Source organism: Cobetia sp. Ld8 (genome assembly GCF_045066615.1).
GTDB lineage: Bacteria > Pseudomonadota > Gammaproteobacteria > Pseudomonadales > Halomonadaceae > Cobetia > Cobetia amphilecti.
In genome coordinates, this window is record NZ_JBISHF010000007.1 from 1,003,686 (window position 1) to 1,020,763 (window position 17,078).

Annotated in this window: 12 protein-coding genes; 10 read left to right on the forward strand and 2 right to left on the reverse strand. The window is 64.1% G+C overall.

Annotated features, from left to right (window positions below; translation table 11 throughout):
- Nucleotides 1-44 precede the first annotated feature (44 nt).
- Nucleotides 45-479 carry a ribonuclease HI gene (gene rnhA / locus ACJJV2_RS09005; RefSeq protein WP_054556047.1) on the reverse strand — a complete coding sequence of 145 codons (435 nt, stop codon included), beginning with the start codon at nt 477-479 and terminating at the stop codon, nt 45-47.
- A 353-nt stretch (nt 480-832) separates the two neighbouring features.
- The gene (locus ACJJV2_RS09010; protein ID WP_279836327.1) at nt 833-1,699 is read right to left on the reverse strand and encodes a class I SAM-dependent methyltransferase; all 867 of its coding nucleotides are present in this window, start codon (nt 1,697-1,699) and stop codon (nt 833-835) included.
- A 747-nt stretch (nt 1,700-2,446) separates the two neighbouring features.
- Between ACJJV2_RS09010 and gloB the strand changes: the two genes are divergently transcribed.
- The 10 genes from gloB (at nt 2,447) to ACJJV2_RS09060 (ending at nt 16,944) form a co-directional block, all read left to right on the forward strand.
- Complete coding sequence (gloB, locus tag ACJJV2_RS09015) at nt 2,447-3,235, forward strand: hydroxyacylglutathione hydrolase (RefSeq protein ID WP_107334887.1); 789 nt, start codon at nt 2,447-2,449, stop codon at nt 3,233-3,235.
- A gap of 208 nt (nt 3,236-3,443) precedes the next feature.
- On the forward strand, nt 3,444-4,850 hold the full coding sequence (locus ACJJV2_RS09020; RefSeq protein WP_225348027.1) for a LysM peptidoglycan-binding domain-containing protein: 1,407 nt from the start codon (nt 3,444-3,446) through the stop codon (nt 4,848-4,850).
- A 378-nt stretch (nt 4,851-5,228) separates the two neighbouring features.
- Nucleotides 5,229-7,229 (forward strand): extracellular solute-binding protein, encoded by a 2,001-nt coding sequence (locus ACJJV2_RS09025; RefSeq protein WP_405280168.1) that lies wholly within the window; start codon nt 5,229-5,231, stop codon nt 7,227-7,229.
- A gap of 146 nt (nt 7,230-7,375) precedes the next feature.
- Complete coding sequence (locus ACJJV2_RS09030; RefSeq protein ID WP_107334889.1) at nt 7,376-8,464, forward strand: microcin C ABC transporter permease YejB; 1,089 nt, start codon at nt 7,376-7,378, stop codon at nt 8,462-8,464.
- A gap of 73 nt (nt 8,465-8,537) precedes the next feature.
- On the forward strand, nt 8,538-9,620 hold the full coding sequence (locus tag ACJJV2_RS09035; RefSeq protein WP_405280172.1) for an ABC transporter permease: 1,083 nt from the start codon (nt 8,538-8,540) through the stop codon (nt 9,618-9,620).
- The gene (locus ACJJV2_RS09040) at nt 9,617-11,254 is read left to right on the forward strand and encodes an ABC transporter ATP-binding protein (protein ID WP_405280175.1); all 1,638 of its coding nucleotides are present in this window, start codon (nt 9,617-9,619) and stop codon (nt 11,252-11,254) included. The genes ACJJV2_RS09035 and ACJJV2_RS09040 overlap by 4 nt, the downstream gene beginning before the upstream one ends.
- Nucleotides 11,255-11,538: 284 nt before the next feature.
- Nucleotides 11,539-12,849: an imelysin family protein gene (locus tag ACJJV2_RS09045; protein ID WP_405280178.1), complete on the forward strand. Its 1,311-nt coding sequence runs from the start codon at nt 11,539-11,541 to the stop codon at nt 12,847-12,849.
- Between the two features lie 204 nt (nt 12,850-13,053).
- Nucleotides 13,054-14,526: a di-heme oxidoredictase family protein gene (locus ACJJV2_RS09050; RefSeq protein ID WP_405280181.1), complete on the forward strand. Its 1,473-nt coding sequence runs from the start codon at nt 13,054-13,056 to the stop codon at nt 14,524-14,526.
- Between the two features lie 16 nt (nt 14,527-14,542).
- Nucleotides 14,543-15,721 (forward strand): imelysin family protein, encoded by a 1,179-nt coding sequence (locus ACJJV2_RS09055; protein ID WP_405280183.1) that lies wholly within the window; start codon nt 14,543-14,545, stop codon nt 15,719-15,721.
- A gap of 56 nt (nt 15,722-15,777) precedes the next feature.
- The gene (locus tag ACJJV2_RS09060) at nt 15,778-16,944 is read left to right on the forward strand and encodes a DUF1513 domain-containing protein (protein WP_405280186.1); all 1,167 of its coding nucleotides are present in this window, start codon (nt 15,778-15,780) and stop codon (nt 16,942-16,944) included.
- The last annotated feature ends 134 nt before the right edge of the window (nt 16,945-17,078 follow it).

The window sequence follows — 17,078 nt, forward strand, 5'->3', positions numbered from 1 at the left end:
ACACGGCTGGCCACCACGCTCGGTGTTCCTGCCAGCCGAGGCAATCAGCGGCGGCGCTGCATCTCGTCGATGGCCTCGTTGGCCAGCGCATCGGCGCGCTCGTTGCCCTCATCGCCGCTATGCCCCTTGACCCAGCGCCACTCGATATCATGACGCTCACTCTGGGCCAGCAGAGCCTTCCACAGATCTTCATTCTTGACCGGCTGCTTGGCTGCCGTCTTCCAACCGCGCTTGACCCAGCCGTGCACCCACTTGGTGATGCCGTTCTTGACGTATTCGGAGTCGGTCCACAGCACCACCTGACAGCGCTTGGTGAGCGCCGTCAGTGCCTCGACCGCCGCCATCATCTCCATCCGATTGTTGGTCGTCTGGGCCTCGCTGCCATTGAGTTCCTTGCGATGCTTGCCACTGACCAGAATCGCGCCCCAGCCACCCGGGCCCGGGTTGCCACGACAGGCACCATCGGTGTGGATGACCACGCGAGTCGGCGCAGCCTTGGATTCGGACGTCGCAGCAGCGGAGGGATTCTGGGATTCGGGCGTGGATGCACTCTGGCTCACAAACGGCACTCTCGACAAAGGAAACGAAGACGGGCAAGTGCGACGGCGCTGGCTGTCACGACAGGGGCAAGCCTGGCCCGCAGAGGCGGGGCTTGGAAACCGGCCCCTGACAATCACTCTCCGGTAGCGCTCCCGCGGCAACAGCAGGCCTCGCCACAATGAGCGCCATTCTACCCACTCGCATGCAGCATGGCCAAAGTCCCTGTGTTTTTTTACAGCTTCCGCCAGACTGAAGCCTTGAAGAAAAGGAAGCCCTGCAGCGAGCCGCCAAGCTAGCCGCGCTCAGACAGATCTCTGCGCGACTCACGCTTCACATGCCCCTCCCGGGAATGCACCCGCGTGGCCTGGCCGATGGAGACACCGGGAATGGCGACTCGCGGTCGCTTGGCATTCAAGGGTTGCACGTACCCGACATTGCGCCGCGCCCGTATCAACATCAGGCTTCCCAGCGGCAGGTTGTAGCGGCGCCCCATGCGTTCAAGCCAACCGTGTCGCAGGCGTAACCCCGGCAGGTGGAAGCCGGCATAGTCGATACGCTCGATCTCGAAATCCACAAAGGCCAGCCAATCGCGCAGGGCCGCCGGTGTTCGCCAGCTACCCTCCCAGGGAGTGATATGGCGACGCCGCGGGTCCAGACGCAGCAGCCCCTCACCGGAGAACGGCTGCCAGGCGACGATGACCAGACAGCCACTGGAGCGCAGGACACGGGCCGCCTCGCGCAGCAGTCGGTGCGGCTCCGGCGCGACCTCCAACAGATGGTGGAGCATCACCAGATCCATGCTCTCGTCCGGCAAAGCCAGCTGCGTCAGCGGGCAGATCAAGGTGGATGGCGACTCGGCGAGCGCCGCCTCGGGACTCCATTGGATGGCATGGCGAATGGCGGAGAGTGACAGGAGGTCATTGCCGCCCGGGCCCAGGTTCAGGCTGTGAAAACCGAAGCAGCGCTCGAACAGCGGCGACAGCATCTCGCGCTCCGCCGTCAGGATGTCCTGCCCATCCGGGCCCTCGAAAAAGGCACGCATGGCGCGCACATGGGCACTCAATTGGCGCGCATGCTGGCGCTGGCGCTCCTCGGCGGTCAGGGACGCGCTGGCCTTGTCCGCACCGGAGTCATTCACACCAAAGGGGCCTTTCCACATCTTGCATCTCCCGGGCTTCAGGCGGGGAGACACTCCCCACGGCATAGACAGGCTTTGACACTTGTCTACATTCTCACACCATAAGAGGTTTGACACTTACCTGCTGGCTCGTCAGGCTTGTTATCCGGAAAATTCAGATTCCCGCCACGAATCAATCCACTGGGCATCACCGTGCTGGCTATTGGCCTTGCGATTGATGGCGCTCATGGACTTTGGCACCGGCGGCCAGTCGTGACTTTTCCTGCTGGACTCTTCTTGTTGGGCTCTGCGTCAGCCACTCGGCGCCTGATCGCACACGGCGAGTCTGACCGGGAACGAAATGCCGACAAGCGAGTCTTGAACAGGACTGCGGGCACCGAGCGTCTCGACACGCCCGGCCCAACACTCAGGATAGAGTGAAGCAAGGTGTTGCCCAACATCCTGCGAATGACCCATAAAATGCGTTGTCGATGATAGAGCATACGGATTGCCCCTCCCGCCCACATACGCGGCCAGGGGAGCGGCCAGGAGCACGACCGTCCTGAGCCGTCTCTGAGCATGATCTTATGCCGCTTTCGACAACTAACTCTCAGTAAGGAGTCGATGGAACCGCCTGCCCATCAGCATTGCAGGCGATGATGACATGCCATGTTCATCTGCTTCAGCCTGGCCGAACCCACGGCGAGGACGTATGAAGCCCCTTTTCGCGTCACTGGCCTGTCATTGCTTCGATCGATGACTGCAAGACATCAAGAGCACCTGACCACCATGATGAGCGTAACGCCCATAGCGGCCTTTCAGGACAACTACATCTGGTTGATACAGAGCGACGACAACCCCCGCGTGGCGGTCGTCGACCCCGGTGATGCACGCCCGGTGATGGAGGCCCTGGAGTCCAGAGGCCTGACCCTCGATACCATCCTCATCACCCATCACCACCAGGATCACACCGGCGGCCTGCCGGAGCTGATCGAACGCTATCAGCCTCGCGTGGTTGGCCCGCACAATCCGGCCATCCACGGTATCGACGAGCGTGTCGGCGATGGCGACAGCTTCCGCCTGCAGGGCCGCCTCTTCGAGGTGATGGAAGTGCCGGGCCATACGCTGGATCACATCGCCTTTGTCAGCTCCGGCATGCCGGGACTGCTGTTCTGCGGCGACACCCTGTTCAGTGGCGGTTGCGGTCGCCTGTTTGAGGGCACGCCAGAACAGATGCATCACTCCTTGTCGCGCCTCGCCGCTCTGCCGGAAGAGACGCTCGTCTTCCCGGCACACGAGTACACGCTGGCCAACCTGGCCTTCGCCAGTGCCGCCGAGCCGAACAACCCCGCGCGAGACACCCTCAACGCAGAATGTGAACAGCTGCGTTCACTGGGCCGCCCCACGCTGCCCACCCTCATCGGCCGAGAAAAGCAGATCAATCCGTTCCTGCGCAGTGATGAGGTCGCGCTGCAACGCCACCTCGAGCAGGAAGGACGCCTCTCGGCACCCTCGGGTCAGGAAGATTCCCCACTGGCGGCCTTCACGGCACTGCGTCAGTGGAAGGACAACTTCTAGCCCTGCTGCCCGCGTGCCATTGCCCCCGTTCTGACGCCACCCAGGTGAGCAGTTGGAGCGCGGCGTGAGTGGCATTTCGCGTGACAGCGGGTCGAGAACATTCCTGATCTCGATCAGCCCCCGCAGTCACTGATTCGTGCCGGCATGACCGGCCAGCCGAGCCGCTGCTGACCCATCCAGCCGCGGCTCGCCAGAGAGTATTTCGTCAATGCATCAGCAAGACCTCCGTACCGACGGCCAGATGGCCGCCGACACGCCGTGTCGTGTCACTCCGACCCAGGCCCCTTTCCGTCCGGCTCGACTGCGTCACCTGATTCGCCTCGCCTCTCTGGGTGCCACCCTGTGCCTGATGCCGCTGACCGCCAGCGCCAATTCAGCGATGGTGTCCGGGGTCTCGCCCACCAGTGAATATCAGCGCGCCCCGCTGAACTTCATGGAGGCCGTCGACGCCATTCCCGCGCACTACGACGACGTCTGGGAGCGCCTGCGCGCCGGCTATCAGCTGCAGCAGGACACCGGTCGTCCACGCGTGCGCAAATGGATCAGCTGGTATCAGGAGCACCCCCACCACGTGGAGCGTATCGCGGAACAGGCCCGCCCCTGGATTCGCTACGTGACACTGCGCACCGAAGCACGCGGCCTGCCGGCAGAGCTGGCACTGCTGCCCTTCATCGAGAGCGCCTACGATCCGGATGCCGCCCATCCGGGCGGTGCGACCGGCATGTGGCAGTTCATGCCGCGCACCGGTGACGCCATGGGGCTGACACGCAACCGCTGGTATGACGGTCGCAAGGACGTGTTGCTGTCCACGGATGCCGCGCTGGATTACCTGGAGACCCAGGGCGAGCGCTGGTATGACGGCGACTGGGAGCTGGCGCTGGCCGCCTACAATGCCGGTGCTGGCACCGTGAATCGTGCACGCCGCCGCGCCGGTGGCGATGAGGATTACTGGAACATCAAGCTGCCCAACGAGACCATGGAATACGTGCCGAAGCTTCTGGCACTGGCCGCGGTGATTCGCGACCCTGAGGAATATGGGCTCTCGCTGCCGAAGATTGACGACAGGCCGGAAATCGCGGCCGTCGAGACGGGCGGACAACTGGACCTGTCCACCGCCGCCAAGCTGGCCGGCATCAGCGAAGACGAGCTGCGCGCCCTGAACCCGGCCTACAAGCGCTGGGCCACCACGCCGGGTGACAGCTCGCTGGTGATTCCCGCCACCGCCCGCGACACCTTCCTCAGCCAGCTGGCCACGCTGCCTGAAAAAGCGCGCCAGAGCTGGGCCAGCTATCGCGTCAAGCGCGGCGACACCCTGTCCGTCATCGCACGCCGCAATGGCCTGACGCTGTCCGAGCTGAAGCAGAAGAACCGCCTCTCGGGCAACACCATCCGCATCGGCCAGGCACTGATGGTGCCGGACCGCGGCGCCTCGGTGGCCACCCAGCTGGCCTCGGCCAACGGCGAGAAGAAGGTGCGCGTGAAGAGTGGCGATTCCCTGTCATTGATCGCCGCACGTCACAATGTCAGCACTCGCCAGCTCGCGCGCTGGAACAAGCTGTCATCTGCGGACTACCTGCGCCCCGGTCAGATGCTGACCCTTTACAGCGCCAACTGAGTCAGTCGATTCACGCGTCGTTGCACGACGCTTGATAGGCGATTCCTCAACGCCCCTGCCATCCGTGATGGTGGGGGCGTTTGCGATTCAAACGCCGCAGCATGGCCGCTGACAGGGAACTTCGTTACTCTTGGCGGGGTCGATGCAAGGAGACCGGCCGCAGCCCGGCGCGTGGCGTGCACCTGCTGCAGCGCGCCTGCAGTTCTCCTGCAACTTTAGGCAGCTCACGGTAGTGCGTCGACAGCTGTATGGACAGCCGCTGAGGCGGCCCAAACCAGCGGAGTTGATGGCGAGTCAGGCGCAAACCAGTCGCTGCCCAGATGCCGGTCATTTCATCACGGCCGCGAGGCCCGGGTCATTCAGTCAAGGAAGTCTTCGATGCAGCGTGTTTCTTCACTCACCCACCGTCGCTGGGCCGCGCTACGCGCGCTATGCCTGGGGGCGCTGATGGTGAGCGGCTCGTTCACTGCCACGGCCAACGCGGCTGAGCCCAATGCAGCCGGGTCCAATGCGGATAGCGAGCAATCTGCCGATTCACGTCCCAGCGCCGACATGGCGTCGGCCACGCAGGCAACCAGCGCGCAGGCAACCAGTATCCCCACCTCGAACGTGCAGACACCGCTGGACGTCCCGACCGTGCATGGCCTGGCCATCTACGGCGAGCCCGCCCACAAGCCCGGCTTCACGCACTTCCCGTACGTCAATCCAGAGGCGCCGGTCGGCGGGCGCATGACGCGCGCCGCCATCGGCAGTTTCGACTCCACCAATCCCTTCATCCTCAAGGGCAATTCGGTGGCGGGGCTCAATTACTTCGGCGGACTGATCTACGACACCCTGATGATCCCCTCCGCCGATGAGCCCTTCACCGAATACGGATTGCTGGCCAGTGGCGTCCGCCTGGCCGAGGACCGCAGCGCCATCGAATTCGATATCGACCCTCGGGCGCGTTTCCATGATGGCGTGGCGGTGACTGCCGAAGATGTCGTCTTCACCTATCGCCTGCTCAAGGATGAAGGCCTGCCGTTCTTCAAGAGCTACTACCACGATGTCACCGGCGTCAGCGTGATCGATGCCGACACGGTGCGCTTCGAGATGGCGCCCGATGCCGCGCGTGAATTGCCGCTGATCATCGGGCAGCTGCCGGTATTGCCGGAACACTACTGGAAGAGCCGCGACTTCACCCGCGCCACCCTGGACTTTCCCCTGGGCTCCGGCCCCTATCGCATGGCGTCTCTGGATGCCGGTCGCCAGGTGCGTTATGAGCGCGTCGACGATTACTGGGGCAAGGACCTCCCCGTCAACAAGGGCCGCCACAACATCCAGACGCTGGTCTACGACTATTACCGCGACCAGACCGTGTCGCTGGAAGCCTTCAAGGCCGGCAGCATCGATCTGCACGTCGAGAGCAGCGCCAAGAACTGGGCGACGGCCTACGACACTCCCGCGCTGCATGAGGGTCGTCTGAAGAAGCTGGAAGTCCCGGACAGCAACCCGGCCGGCATGCAGGGCTTCGTGCTCAACGAGCGGCGCGCACGCTTTCAGGACCCGAGAGTCCGTGAGGCACTGGCGCTGGTCTTCGACTTCGACTGGATCAACCGCAACCTCTTCTACGGTGCCTACCAGCAGACCCACAGCTATTTCGAGAATTCGGACATGGCCGCGGATGGCATGCCCACCGGCAAGGAGCTCGCGCTGCTTGAGCCCTTCAAGGATGAGCTGCCCAGCGCGGTCTTCGACAAGCCTCTGCCGATCGATGAGCCACAGGAATTGCGCCCTCGCCTGCGCAAGGCGTTGGGGCTGCTGCGCGAAGCGGGCTATGAAGTGGTCAAGGGCCAACTGGTCAGCCGCAGCAGCGGCAAACCGCTGACGCTTGAGGTGCTCAACTACGACACCCAGTTCGAGCGCATCATCCAGCCGTGGATTCGCAATCTGGCGCGCATCGGCATCAAGGCGCGCATTCGCACCGTCGACGTCAATCAGTACATCAATCGCCGTCGCAGCTTCGACTTCGATGTGGTGGTGGGCAGTTATCCGCAGTCCAACAGTCCCGGCAGCGAGCAGCGCGAATACTGGACCAGCGACTATGCCGACGTGGCTGGCTCACGCAATCTGATCGGGTTGAAAAGCCCGGTGGTGGACGCACTCACCGATACCCTGATCCAGGCGCAGACCCGCGAAGACCTGCTCAGTGCGACGCGGGCACTCGACCGTGTGCTGCGCTGGGGCTTCCATGTCGTGCCCCAGTGGCATCTGGCGGCGACGCGTATCGCGCTGTGGGACAAGTTCGGTTATCCGCAGCCGTTCCCGGAATACCAGTTGAGCCTGGACAGTTGGTGGATCGAGCCCGGCAAGGATGCCTCGCCTGAGTCGGGTGAATGAATCGAAAGAGCACGCCGGACGTATGTTTCGGATGAATGCACCGGGCATGAAAGACAACTGGCTTACGCGTTCACGACACCAATAACCGATGTCCCTTGCACCGCACATCAGATGCCGGCGATGAGGGGCACGCAGGGAGATTGCCATTGGGTGCCTATATTCTGCGCCGGATTCTGTTGATGATTCCGACGCTGCTCGGAATCCTGTTGCTGAATTTTCTGATCGTTCAGGCCGCCCCCGGTGGCCCGATCGAACAACTGATGTCACGTCTGGACGGCATGAGTGCCGGTGCCAGCACCCGTCTCAACAGTGGCGGCGGTGATGGTGTCACCAGCGGTGGTGGGGGCTCCTCGACCTATCGCGGCGCCTCAGGGGTCGACCCGGCCTTGATCGAGGAGCTGGAGCAGCAGTTCGGCTTCGACAAGCCGGTCTGGGAGCGCTTCACCGACATGGTCGTCGACTACGCGCAGTTCGATTTCGGCGACAGCTTCTTCCGTGATCGCCCGGTGATCGACCTGATGCTGGAGCGCCTGCCGGTCTCCATCTCGCTGGGGCTATGGACCACGCTGCTGGTCTATCTGGTCTCGATCCCGCTGGGTATCCGCAAGGCACTGGTGCATGGCTCGCGCTTCGATATCTGGACCTCCGGCGTCGTCATCGTCGGTTACGCCATCCCGGGCTTCCTGTTCGCGATCCTGTTGATCGTGGTATTCGCCGGCGGCAGCTATCTGGACTGGTTCCCGCTCAGGGGGCTGACCTCGCCGGACTTCGAGGAGCTGTCCACCGCCGGCAAGATTCTGGACTACTTCCATCACATCGCCCTGCCCGTGCTGGCCTCCGCGATCGGCAGCTTCGCGACCCTGACGATGCTGACCAAGAACAGCTTCCTGGACGAGATCCACAAGCAGTACGTCCTGACGGCACGCGCCAAGGGGGCCAGCGAGAACCGCATCCTCTACGGGCATGTCTTCCGCAACGCCATGCTGATCATCATCGCCGGACTGCCCGCGGCGCTGGTCGGCATCTTCTTCACCGGCTCGCTGCTGATCGAGGTGATCTTCTCCCTCGACGGGCTGGGACTGCTCGGCTTCGAGGCTGTCCTGCAGCGCGATTACCCGCTGATCTTCGGCACCCTGTATCTCTATACCCTGATCGGTCTGATCCTGAAGCTGGTCTCTGATCTGATGTATGTGTGGATCGACCCGCGCATCGACTTCGCGACACGGGAGGCCTGACATGCGTCACGAGACAACGCTTCACGAAACGTCGGTTCATGAAACAAAGCGTCACGAAACACCCGCTCACGACGTGAGCGACGAAAGCCAGCAGCCACTGCAACGCCCGCGCGCCTCACGCCTGTCGCCCATCACCCGACGGCGCATGGCGGCCTTTCGTGACAACCGTCGCGCCTGGTGGTCGCTGCTGATCTTCGGCGTGCTGTTCGTGCTCTCGCTGGGGGCCGAGCTGATCGCCAATGACCGCCCCCTGCTGGTCGAGTATCAGGGCGAGACCTACCTGCCGATGCTGCACGAGTATCCGGAGACCACCTTCGGCGGCTTCCTGCCCACCGCCACCGACTATCGCGACCCCTATGTGATCGAGGCCATCGAGGCGCAGGGCTTCATGCTCAACACCTTGATTCCCTACTCCTACGACACCCTGGATCTGAATCTGGGCTCTCCGGCGCCGTCGGCCCCCAATGGCCGTCATTGGCTGGGCACCGATGACCAGGGCCGTGACGTGCTGGCGCGCGTCATCTATGGCTTCCGGCTGTCGGTGATCTTCGCGCTGGTACTGACGGCGGGCTCGCTGGTGCTGGGGGTGGTGATCGGTGGCGTGCAGGGCTACTTCGGCGGCAAGGTCGACCTGATCGGCCAACGTCTGATCGAGGTGTGGTCCGGCCTGCCGGTGCTCTTCCTGCTGATCATTCTCGCCAGCATCGTCGAGCCGAACCTGTGGTGGCTGACCGGCATCATGTTGCTGTTCTCGTGGCTGGGCATCGTCGATATCGTGCGCGCCGAATTCCTGCGCGCGCGCAATCTGGAATACGTGCGTGCCGCTCGGGCCATGGGGCTGCCCTCGCGGCTGATCATGTGGCGTCATGTGCTGCCCAACGCGATGGTCGCCACCCTGACCTTCATCCCCTTCCTGTTCACCGGCGCCATCACCACCCTGACCGCGCTGGATTTCCTCGGCTTCGGCCTGCCGGCCGGCTCACCCTCGCTGGGCGAGCTGGTCGCCCAGGGCAAGAACAACCTGCAGGCACCGTGGCTGGGCATGACCGCCTTCCTGAGCCTCGGCATCATGCTGACGCTGTTGGTCTTCATCGGCGAAGGGCTGCGCGATGCCTTCGACCCACGTCATATCAGCGCTCGGGAGCAGAACGCATGAGTCATCCCTCTTCACCTGTGGACAACAGCGGCGCCGCTGCCAGCGTGCTGAGACTCGACGATCTCTGCATCCGCTTCGGCCAGACACCCGTCGTCAGGCATCTCTCCCTAGAGGTCCGACGGGGGGAATGTCTGGCCATCGTCGGCGAGTCCGGGTCGGGCAAGTCCGTCAGCCTGTTGGCGAGTCTCGGCCTGCTGCCGGGGCATGCCCATGTCACCGGGCAGCGCGAATTCACGCGGCCTGACGGCAAGACGCTGGATCTCGCTGCCCTGACGCCACGCCAGTGGCAGCGGGTGCGCGGCGGCCAGATCGGCTTCGTGTTCCAGGAGCCGATGACCTCGCTCAATCCGCTGACGCGTGTCGGCGAACAGATCAGTGAAAGCCTGCGCCTCCAGCAGGGGCTGCGCGGCAATGCCGCCCGCCAGCGCGTGCTGGAACTGCTCTGCCAGGTGCAGCTGCCGCGTCCCGAGGGGTTGATCGACGCCTGGCCGCACCAGCTCTCCGGGGGGCAACGCCAGCGTGTGATGATCGCCATGGCGATGGCCAATCAGCCACCGCTGTTGATCGCCGATGAGCCGACCACGGCGCTGGATGTCACCGTGCAGCAGGAGATACTCCAGCTGCTGGATCGCCTGCGCCGCGACCAGGGCATGGCGATGGTCCTGATCAGCCATGACCTCAATCTGGTGCGCCGTCACGCCGACCGCGTGATCGTGATGCGCGACGGGGAGTGCATCGAGCAAGGGCGCGTCGACGAGGTATTCGATGCGCCGCAGGCCGATTACACCCGCGAGCTGCTGGCCGCCGAACCCGAAGGCCTCGCCAGCGACTTGAGTGCCGAGGACGCCGCGACACCGGTTCTCGCCGCGCGCAAGCTGGAGGTGCGCTTCGCGCGCAGCAAGAAGCTGTTCCAGAAGCGCCCCGCGGACTTCGTCGCCGTTCATCCGCTGGATCTGACACTGGCGCGCGGCGAGACGCTCGGCGTGGTCGGGGAATCGGGGTCCGGCAAGACGACACTCGCCCTGGCGCTCTTGAAGCTGCAAAGCGCCAAGGGCGAGATCCACCTCGAGAACGAACGCATCGATACGCTGGATCGCAATACGCTGCGTCTGCGTCGCCGCCAGATGCAGATCGTCTTCCAGGACCCCTATGGCTCGCTGTCGCCACGCATGCCGGTGGCGGACATCATCAGTGAAGGGCTGCGCTTTCATCATCCAACGCTCAGCGAGGACGAGGTTCGCCAGCGGGTGGCACAGGTGCTGGAGGAAGTCGAACTGCCCTCGGCGTGTGCCGATCGTTATCCCCATGAGTTCTCCGGCGGCCAACGTCAGCGGATTGCCCTGGCGCGCGCCCTGATCCTCGAGCCCAGACTGCTGGTGCTCGATGAGCCCACCTCGGCACTGGACCGCAGCGTGCAGAAACAGCTGATTGCCCTGCTGCGTGAACTCCAGACACGCCGAGGCCTGAGCTATCTGTTCATCAGTCATGACCTGGCGGTGGTACGCGCGCTATCCCATCGAGTGATGGTGTTGCGTGAAGGACGCCTGGTGGAGACGGGCACGACGGCAGAAGTGCTCGGCAATCCCCGCGAAGACTATACGCGCGCCCTGATACAGGCCGCGGGTCTGGCCTGACACGCTCTGCTCTGCTCTGCCCTGCTCTGCCATAGCATGCCGATCGCCCTGCTCGGGCAGCCACAGATGATGAGCAGGGCGTTGGCGCATTGCAGTCAGTGCATCCCTGCGTTGCAGGACGCACGTTTTGTCGATTGCAAATAATAAAGGTTCTCAATATGATCCAGTGAGATGCGGGCCGACCATCGAGAGACCGTGTAATGACTTCCCGCCCCCTCTCGAGCGGCCCCACGCACTGCCGTTCTGCGCGCACTGCATAACAACAGACCGATCAAGGGATCCACATGACTGCCTCTTTCCGTTTTGCCTCACGCAAGCCGCTGGCAGCTGCCATCGCATTGTCAGCCTCCATGTTCACCGGTGCCGCTCTGGCAGAGCATCATGGCGACGCGCATGACAAGGCACTGACGGCCGACGCTGTCGTCGCCCAGTACGCCAACGTCGCGCATGCCACCTACAGCGATGCCCTGGCCAGTGCCAATGCCCTGCGCGCCGCCAATGCCGCGCTGATCGAGTCGCCGTCCGACGAGACGCTGGCCGCGGCACGTGCCGCCTGGAAGCAGGCGCGCGTGGCGTATCAGCAGAGTGAAGTGTTCCGCTTCGGCAATGCCATCGTCGATGACTGGGAAGGTCAGCTGAACGCCTGGCCGCTGGATGAAGGCCTGATCGATTACGTCGAAGGCGACGGCTATCAGGCAGAGCTGGGCAACCCGGGTGCCAGCGCCAACATCATCGCCAGCGACAGCGTGCAGATCGGTGCCGACAAGATCGACACCACCGAGATCACCCCGGAGCTGCTGGCGTCCCTCAACGAGCTGGGCGGTTTCGAGGCCAACGTGGCCAGCGGCTACCATGCCATCGAATTCCTGCTCTGGGGGCAGGACATGCACGGCTTTGAGGCCGGTGCCGGCGAGCGCCCGGCGACCGACTTCGCCAAGGGCGATGCCTGTACCGCCGACAACTGTGACCGTCGTGGCGCCTACCTGCTGGCCGCCAACGACCTGCTGATCAGCGACCTGGAATACATGGTCGGCCAGTGGGCGCAGGGCGAGAAGGACAACTACCGCGCGGAACTGACCTCGCTGCCGGCCGGTGAAGGCCTCGAGAAGATGCTGTTCGGCATGGGCTCCCTGTCACTGGGGGAGCTAGCCGGTGAGCGCATGAAGGTCGCGCTGGAAGCCAACTCCTATGAAGACGAGCATGACTGCTTCTCCGACAACACCCACTACTCGCACTTCTACAATGCCAAGGGCATCCAGAACGTCTACGAAGGCAAGTACGTGACCCTGGACGGTCGCACCTTCGAAGGCCCGTCACTGCATGCACTCGTCGCCCAGAATGATCCGGAACTGGCCGAGAAGATGCACGAGGCACTGGACACCACCATGGGCCAGCTGCAGGTGATGGTCGACACGGCAGAAGCCGAGGGCGGCATGAAGTTTGACCAGATGATCGCCCCGGGCAATGCCGAAGGCGCCGAGATCATCAATGCCAGCATTCAGGATCTGGTCGCCCAGACCCGCCTGATCGAAGAGATCGCCGACGATGTCGGCATCAGCGGCATGAAGGCCGATACCGCGGACCATGAGTTCTAAGCACACGCTCGAGATTGCCAGTCCATGGGGTGACGATTGATCCTCCCCATGCAGCGCAGCCCCACGCCCGAACCCGTCTACGCACAGGTTCGGGCGTTGATGCTTTTCGCGCCAGCATTTGATGCGCGTCTGCTGATTCTTTCAGGCTGCTGCGCAGCACCGGAAGAACCTGCAGCCTGACCGCGCAAGCCAGGACCTACATTGATGCCACACGCCGTCCCGAAACACCCCACACTCCACGCGTTGTCTCTCGCCATCACGCTTGCCGCCCTGCCGCTGGGCGTAGCACAGGCCGCCCAGCCAGCGCTGACCGTGAGCGCGTATCTGGCCGAACTGCCATTGCAGGACACCGACAGAAGCGGTGGCGACGGCAGCGTGCCCAAGCACGATACCAATGCCTATTCGCTGCCGGCCAAGAACCTGAGCTTCGATCAGCGCCTGTCCTTCAGTGTCGGCAACAGCTTCTTCAAGAGCCCCTGGGTGATCGCGCCCGCCAGCACCACCGCGCGCGATGGCCTCGGTCCGCTGTTCAACACCAACGCCTGCCAGAACTGCCACGTCAAGGATGGTCGCGGCAGCCTGCCGGCCGAGGGCGATCCCTCGGTGGGGCTTTTCCTGCGCATTGGCCTGCCAGACAGCCACGAGGACAACTGGAACGATGAGGAGCGCGAATTCCGGCGTATCGCCGGGGTGATGCCGCATCCTGTCTATGGCACCCAGCTGCAGAATGCCGCCGTGCCCGGCATCGAGCGCGAAGGCCGTATGCAGGTGGATTACGAGGACGTGACGGTGACACTGGCGGACGGGGAAGTGATCGCATTGCGCAAGCCGCGCTATTCCATCGTCGAACCGGGCTTCGGTGACCCGGGCGCCATCGCACTCTCCCCACGTCTCGCCCCCGGCATGGTGGGGCTGGGGCTGCTCGAGGCGGTCAGCGACGAGACCTTGCTCGAGTGGGCCGACCCGCAGGATGCGGATGGCGACGGCATCAGCGGACGCGCCAATACTGTCTGGTCACTTGCCGAGCAACGCGAGGTCATGGGGCGTTTCGGCTGGAAGGCCGGCCAGCCCGATGTGCGACAGCAGAGCGCCAAGGCCTTCGCCGGTGACATGGGGCTGACTTCCCATCTGGTCAACTCCACCGACTGCACCCCGCTCCAGAAGTGCGAGGCATTGCCCGATGGGGGAGAGATCGAGGTCGACGACAACGTGATGGACAACGTGGCCTTCTACTCGCGAAATCTGGCCGTGCCCACCCGGCGTGACATCGATGCCCCTACGGTGCGCCAGGGCGAGCAACTGTTCCGCGAGCTTGAATGCGCCAGCTGCCACCGCACTCGCCTGACCACCCAGTCCGGCGGCGTGGCGGAACAACTGGCCGAGCAGACGATCTGGCCCTACAGCGACATGCTGCTGCATGACATGGGCGAAGGACTGGCGGATGATCGCCGCGAATTCGAGGCCAGCGGCCAGGAATGGCGCACGCCGCCCCTGTGGGGCATCGGCCTGGCCCAGACGGTCAACCCTGCCACGGGCTTCTTGCATGATGGCCGTGCACGCACCCTGCTCGAGGCCGTGCTCTGGCATGGCGGCGAAGCCCAGCCAAGCCGCGATGCCGTCGTGGCCCTGCCGACTGACCAGCGTGAAGCCCTGTTGCGCTTCCTCGAGACTCTCTGACAAGGAATACCCGTTCATGCCCCGCGCCACCTTCACCCCAGCTGCAACCCCGATGAAACCTGCCCTGCGCAAGACCTCGCCCCTGGCCCTGATGGCCTGTGGCATGGCACTGCTGGGCGCCGCGCTGTTCTCGACGAGCACACTGGCGGCGACGGACTCTTCTGCGGCCAACACAGACGCTACCACCACTGACACCAACAGCGCAGCGGCCGTCAGCCAGTTTGCCGCTGACACGCTGAGCGAGGCGCACCAGCAACTTGCCAGCCGCCTGCAACAGCTCGCGCAGCATACTCAAGCGTTCTGCTCTGCCGAGGGTGACGTGACCCTCGACACCCTCAAGCAGGACTGGCGCAGCGCCATGCTGGGGCTGAATCAGGTCAACTGGGTGGAAATGGGCCCGATCCTGCAGAACTCGCGTCAATGGCAGCTGTATTTCTGGCCGGACAAGAAGGATCTGGTCGCGCGCAAGACCCGCGCCCTGCTCGCCGGTGATGCCCCGATCACGGTCGAGAATCTGGCGGAGCAATCCATCGTCATGCAGGGACTGGGCAGCGTGGAGTATCAGCTGTTCGATGCCCGCTATGCCGACTCGCCCCTGACGGCCGACTCGCGCCGCTGCGAGTTGATGACGGCCAACACCGCCTACGCCGCCAATACCGGCAAGACGCTGCGTGATGAGTGGCAGCAGTTCGCGCCGCAACTGGCCGAAGGCACTGGCGCCTTCAGCGATTCACGTGACGCCGTGCTGTCTCTGGTTCGCGCGCTGACCGTGCAGCTGGAAGCCATCAAGGACCGCAAACTGCGCCGGCCGATCGGCCTAGACAACGGCGGCACGGCCAACCCCTACGCGGCTGAGTCCTGGCGCGGCGGCATGGGGCTTGCCAACATCGCAGCGACCCTGGCGATGATGGAACGCCTCTGGCTCGGCAATGACGAGGCCGCTGGCATTCAAGGCTACCTGAATGGCCAGCTCGACCCGCGCATGGTGGCCTCCACCACCAGCGATTTCGTCGATGCGCGCCAGGCCTTCGCCGCCTTGCCGGATGACCTCGCCGGCATACTGCGCGATGACCCGCGCAATGGTGAGCTGCAGCAGGCCATGATCCATGTCGAGACCCTGCAGGCCGGTTTTGCCGACACGCTCAACCCGGCACTGGGCCTGTCACTGGGCTTCAACAGCACCGATGGCGACTGAGGAATTGAGAGCGGCGAATGACAACTGACAAGGGGCCAGGCGAGATGCCTCACGGCATGACAGACACACACGCGGCCGACGCCCGCCAGCGACGTCGGCTGCTCAAGGCGTTGGCCTGCACGCCACTGATGGGGCTGCCCGGCGGCATGGCCGTGGCGGGCGGCAACAACGCCGCCAGTGCCCAGGGGCGCGAGCCACTCGGGGTGGCCATCTCGGCATGTGATGATGACACGGGGCAGCACTTTGCCAGCTGCACCAGTTATCAGGGAGTGGAGCGCTGGCGCCAGCCGATACGCCAGCGCGCCCACGGCGCCACCCGACATCCTCACAAGCCGTGGGCGCTGATCTTCTCACGGCGCCCGGGGACGGAAATCAATGTCTTCGACCTCGATAGCGGTGAGCGGATCGCACGCATCGAGGCCGCACCGGACCGCCACTTCTATGGGCATGGCGTATTCAGCCCGGATGGCGGTCTGCTCTACACCACCGAGAATGCCATCGCGCCCGGAGAAGGCCGCATCGGCATCTACGACGTGAATCGCGACTTCGCGCGGATCGGCGAGTTCGCCAGTGGCGGGATCGGCCCGCATGAAATTCGCCTGCACCCGGATGGCCAACAGCTGATCATCGCCAATGGCGGGATTCTGACGCGGCCTGAAACCGGTCGGGTCAAGCTCAACCTGGACAGCATGCAGTCGAATCTGACCTTGCTCGACCGTGTCTCGGGCGAGATTCGCTGGCAAGGCGAGCCCTCCCATCACCAGCTGTCACTGCGCCACCTGGACGTCAGCCGCGAGGGCGTCATCGTCGCGGGCTATCAGTACCAGGGCCCCGCGGCGGACCACCGCCCGCTGGTGGTGATGAAGCATCCCAGCAGTGAGAGCTTGCAGGAACTGCCGTTGCCGCGGGACTACGTCGCGCAGTTCAAGCAGTACATCGCCAGCATCGCCGTCTCCCCCGATGGGCGACTGGCCGTGGCGACCGCCCCACGCGGCAATCTGATCACGCTCTGGAATCTCGCGACGGGAGAGCTGGACACGACTCTGGACTTCGCCGACTGCGCTGGTGTGCTGGCGGTGCCGGCCACGCAGCGGACGCCGGCAGGCTTCGTGGTCAGCAATGGTCGCGGCGAGTGGCTGCTGATCGATGAGGAGGGGCTGCCGGCGCTTGGCCCGGTGCGGCTGGCGAATACCCACTGGGACAATCACCTAGCGCTGATGTAGCAAGCGGTAACCATGCCCCAAACGCGCATGTCTCAAGATGACAATGCCTCAGGAACGACAAGGCCTCGCAGGTAGCTGCCTGCGAGGCCTTGTCGTTGATAGATTGCCATGCTCTCACGAGCATCAGCACTCAA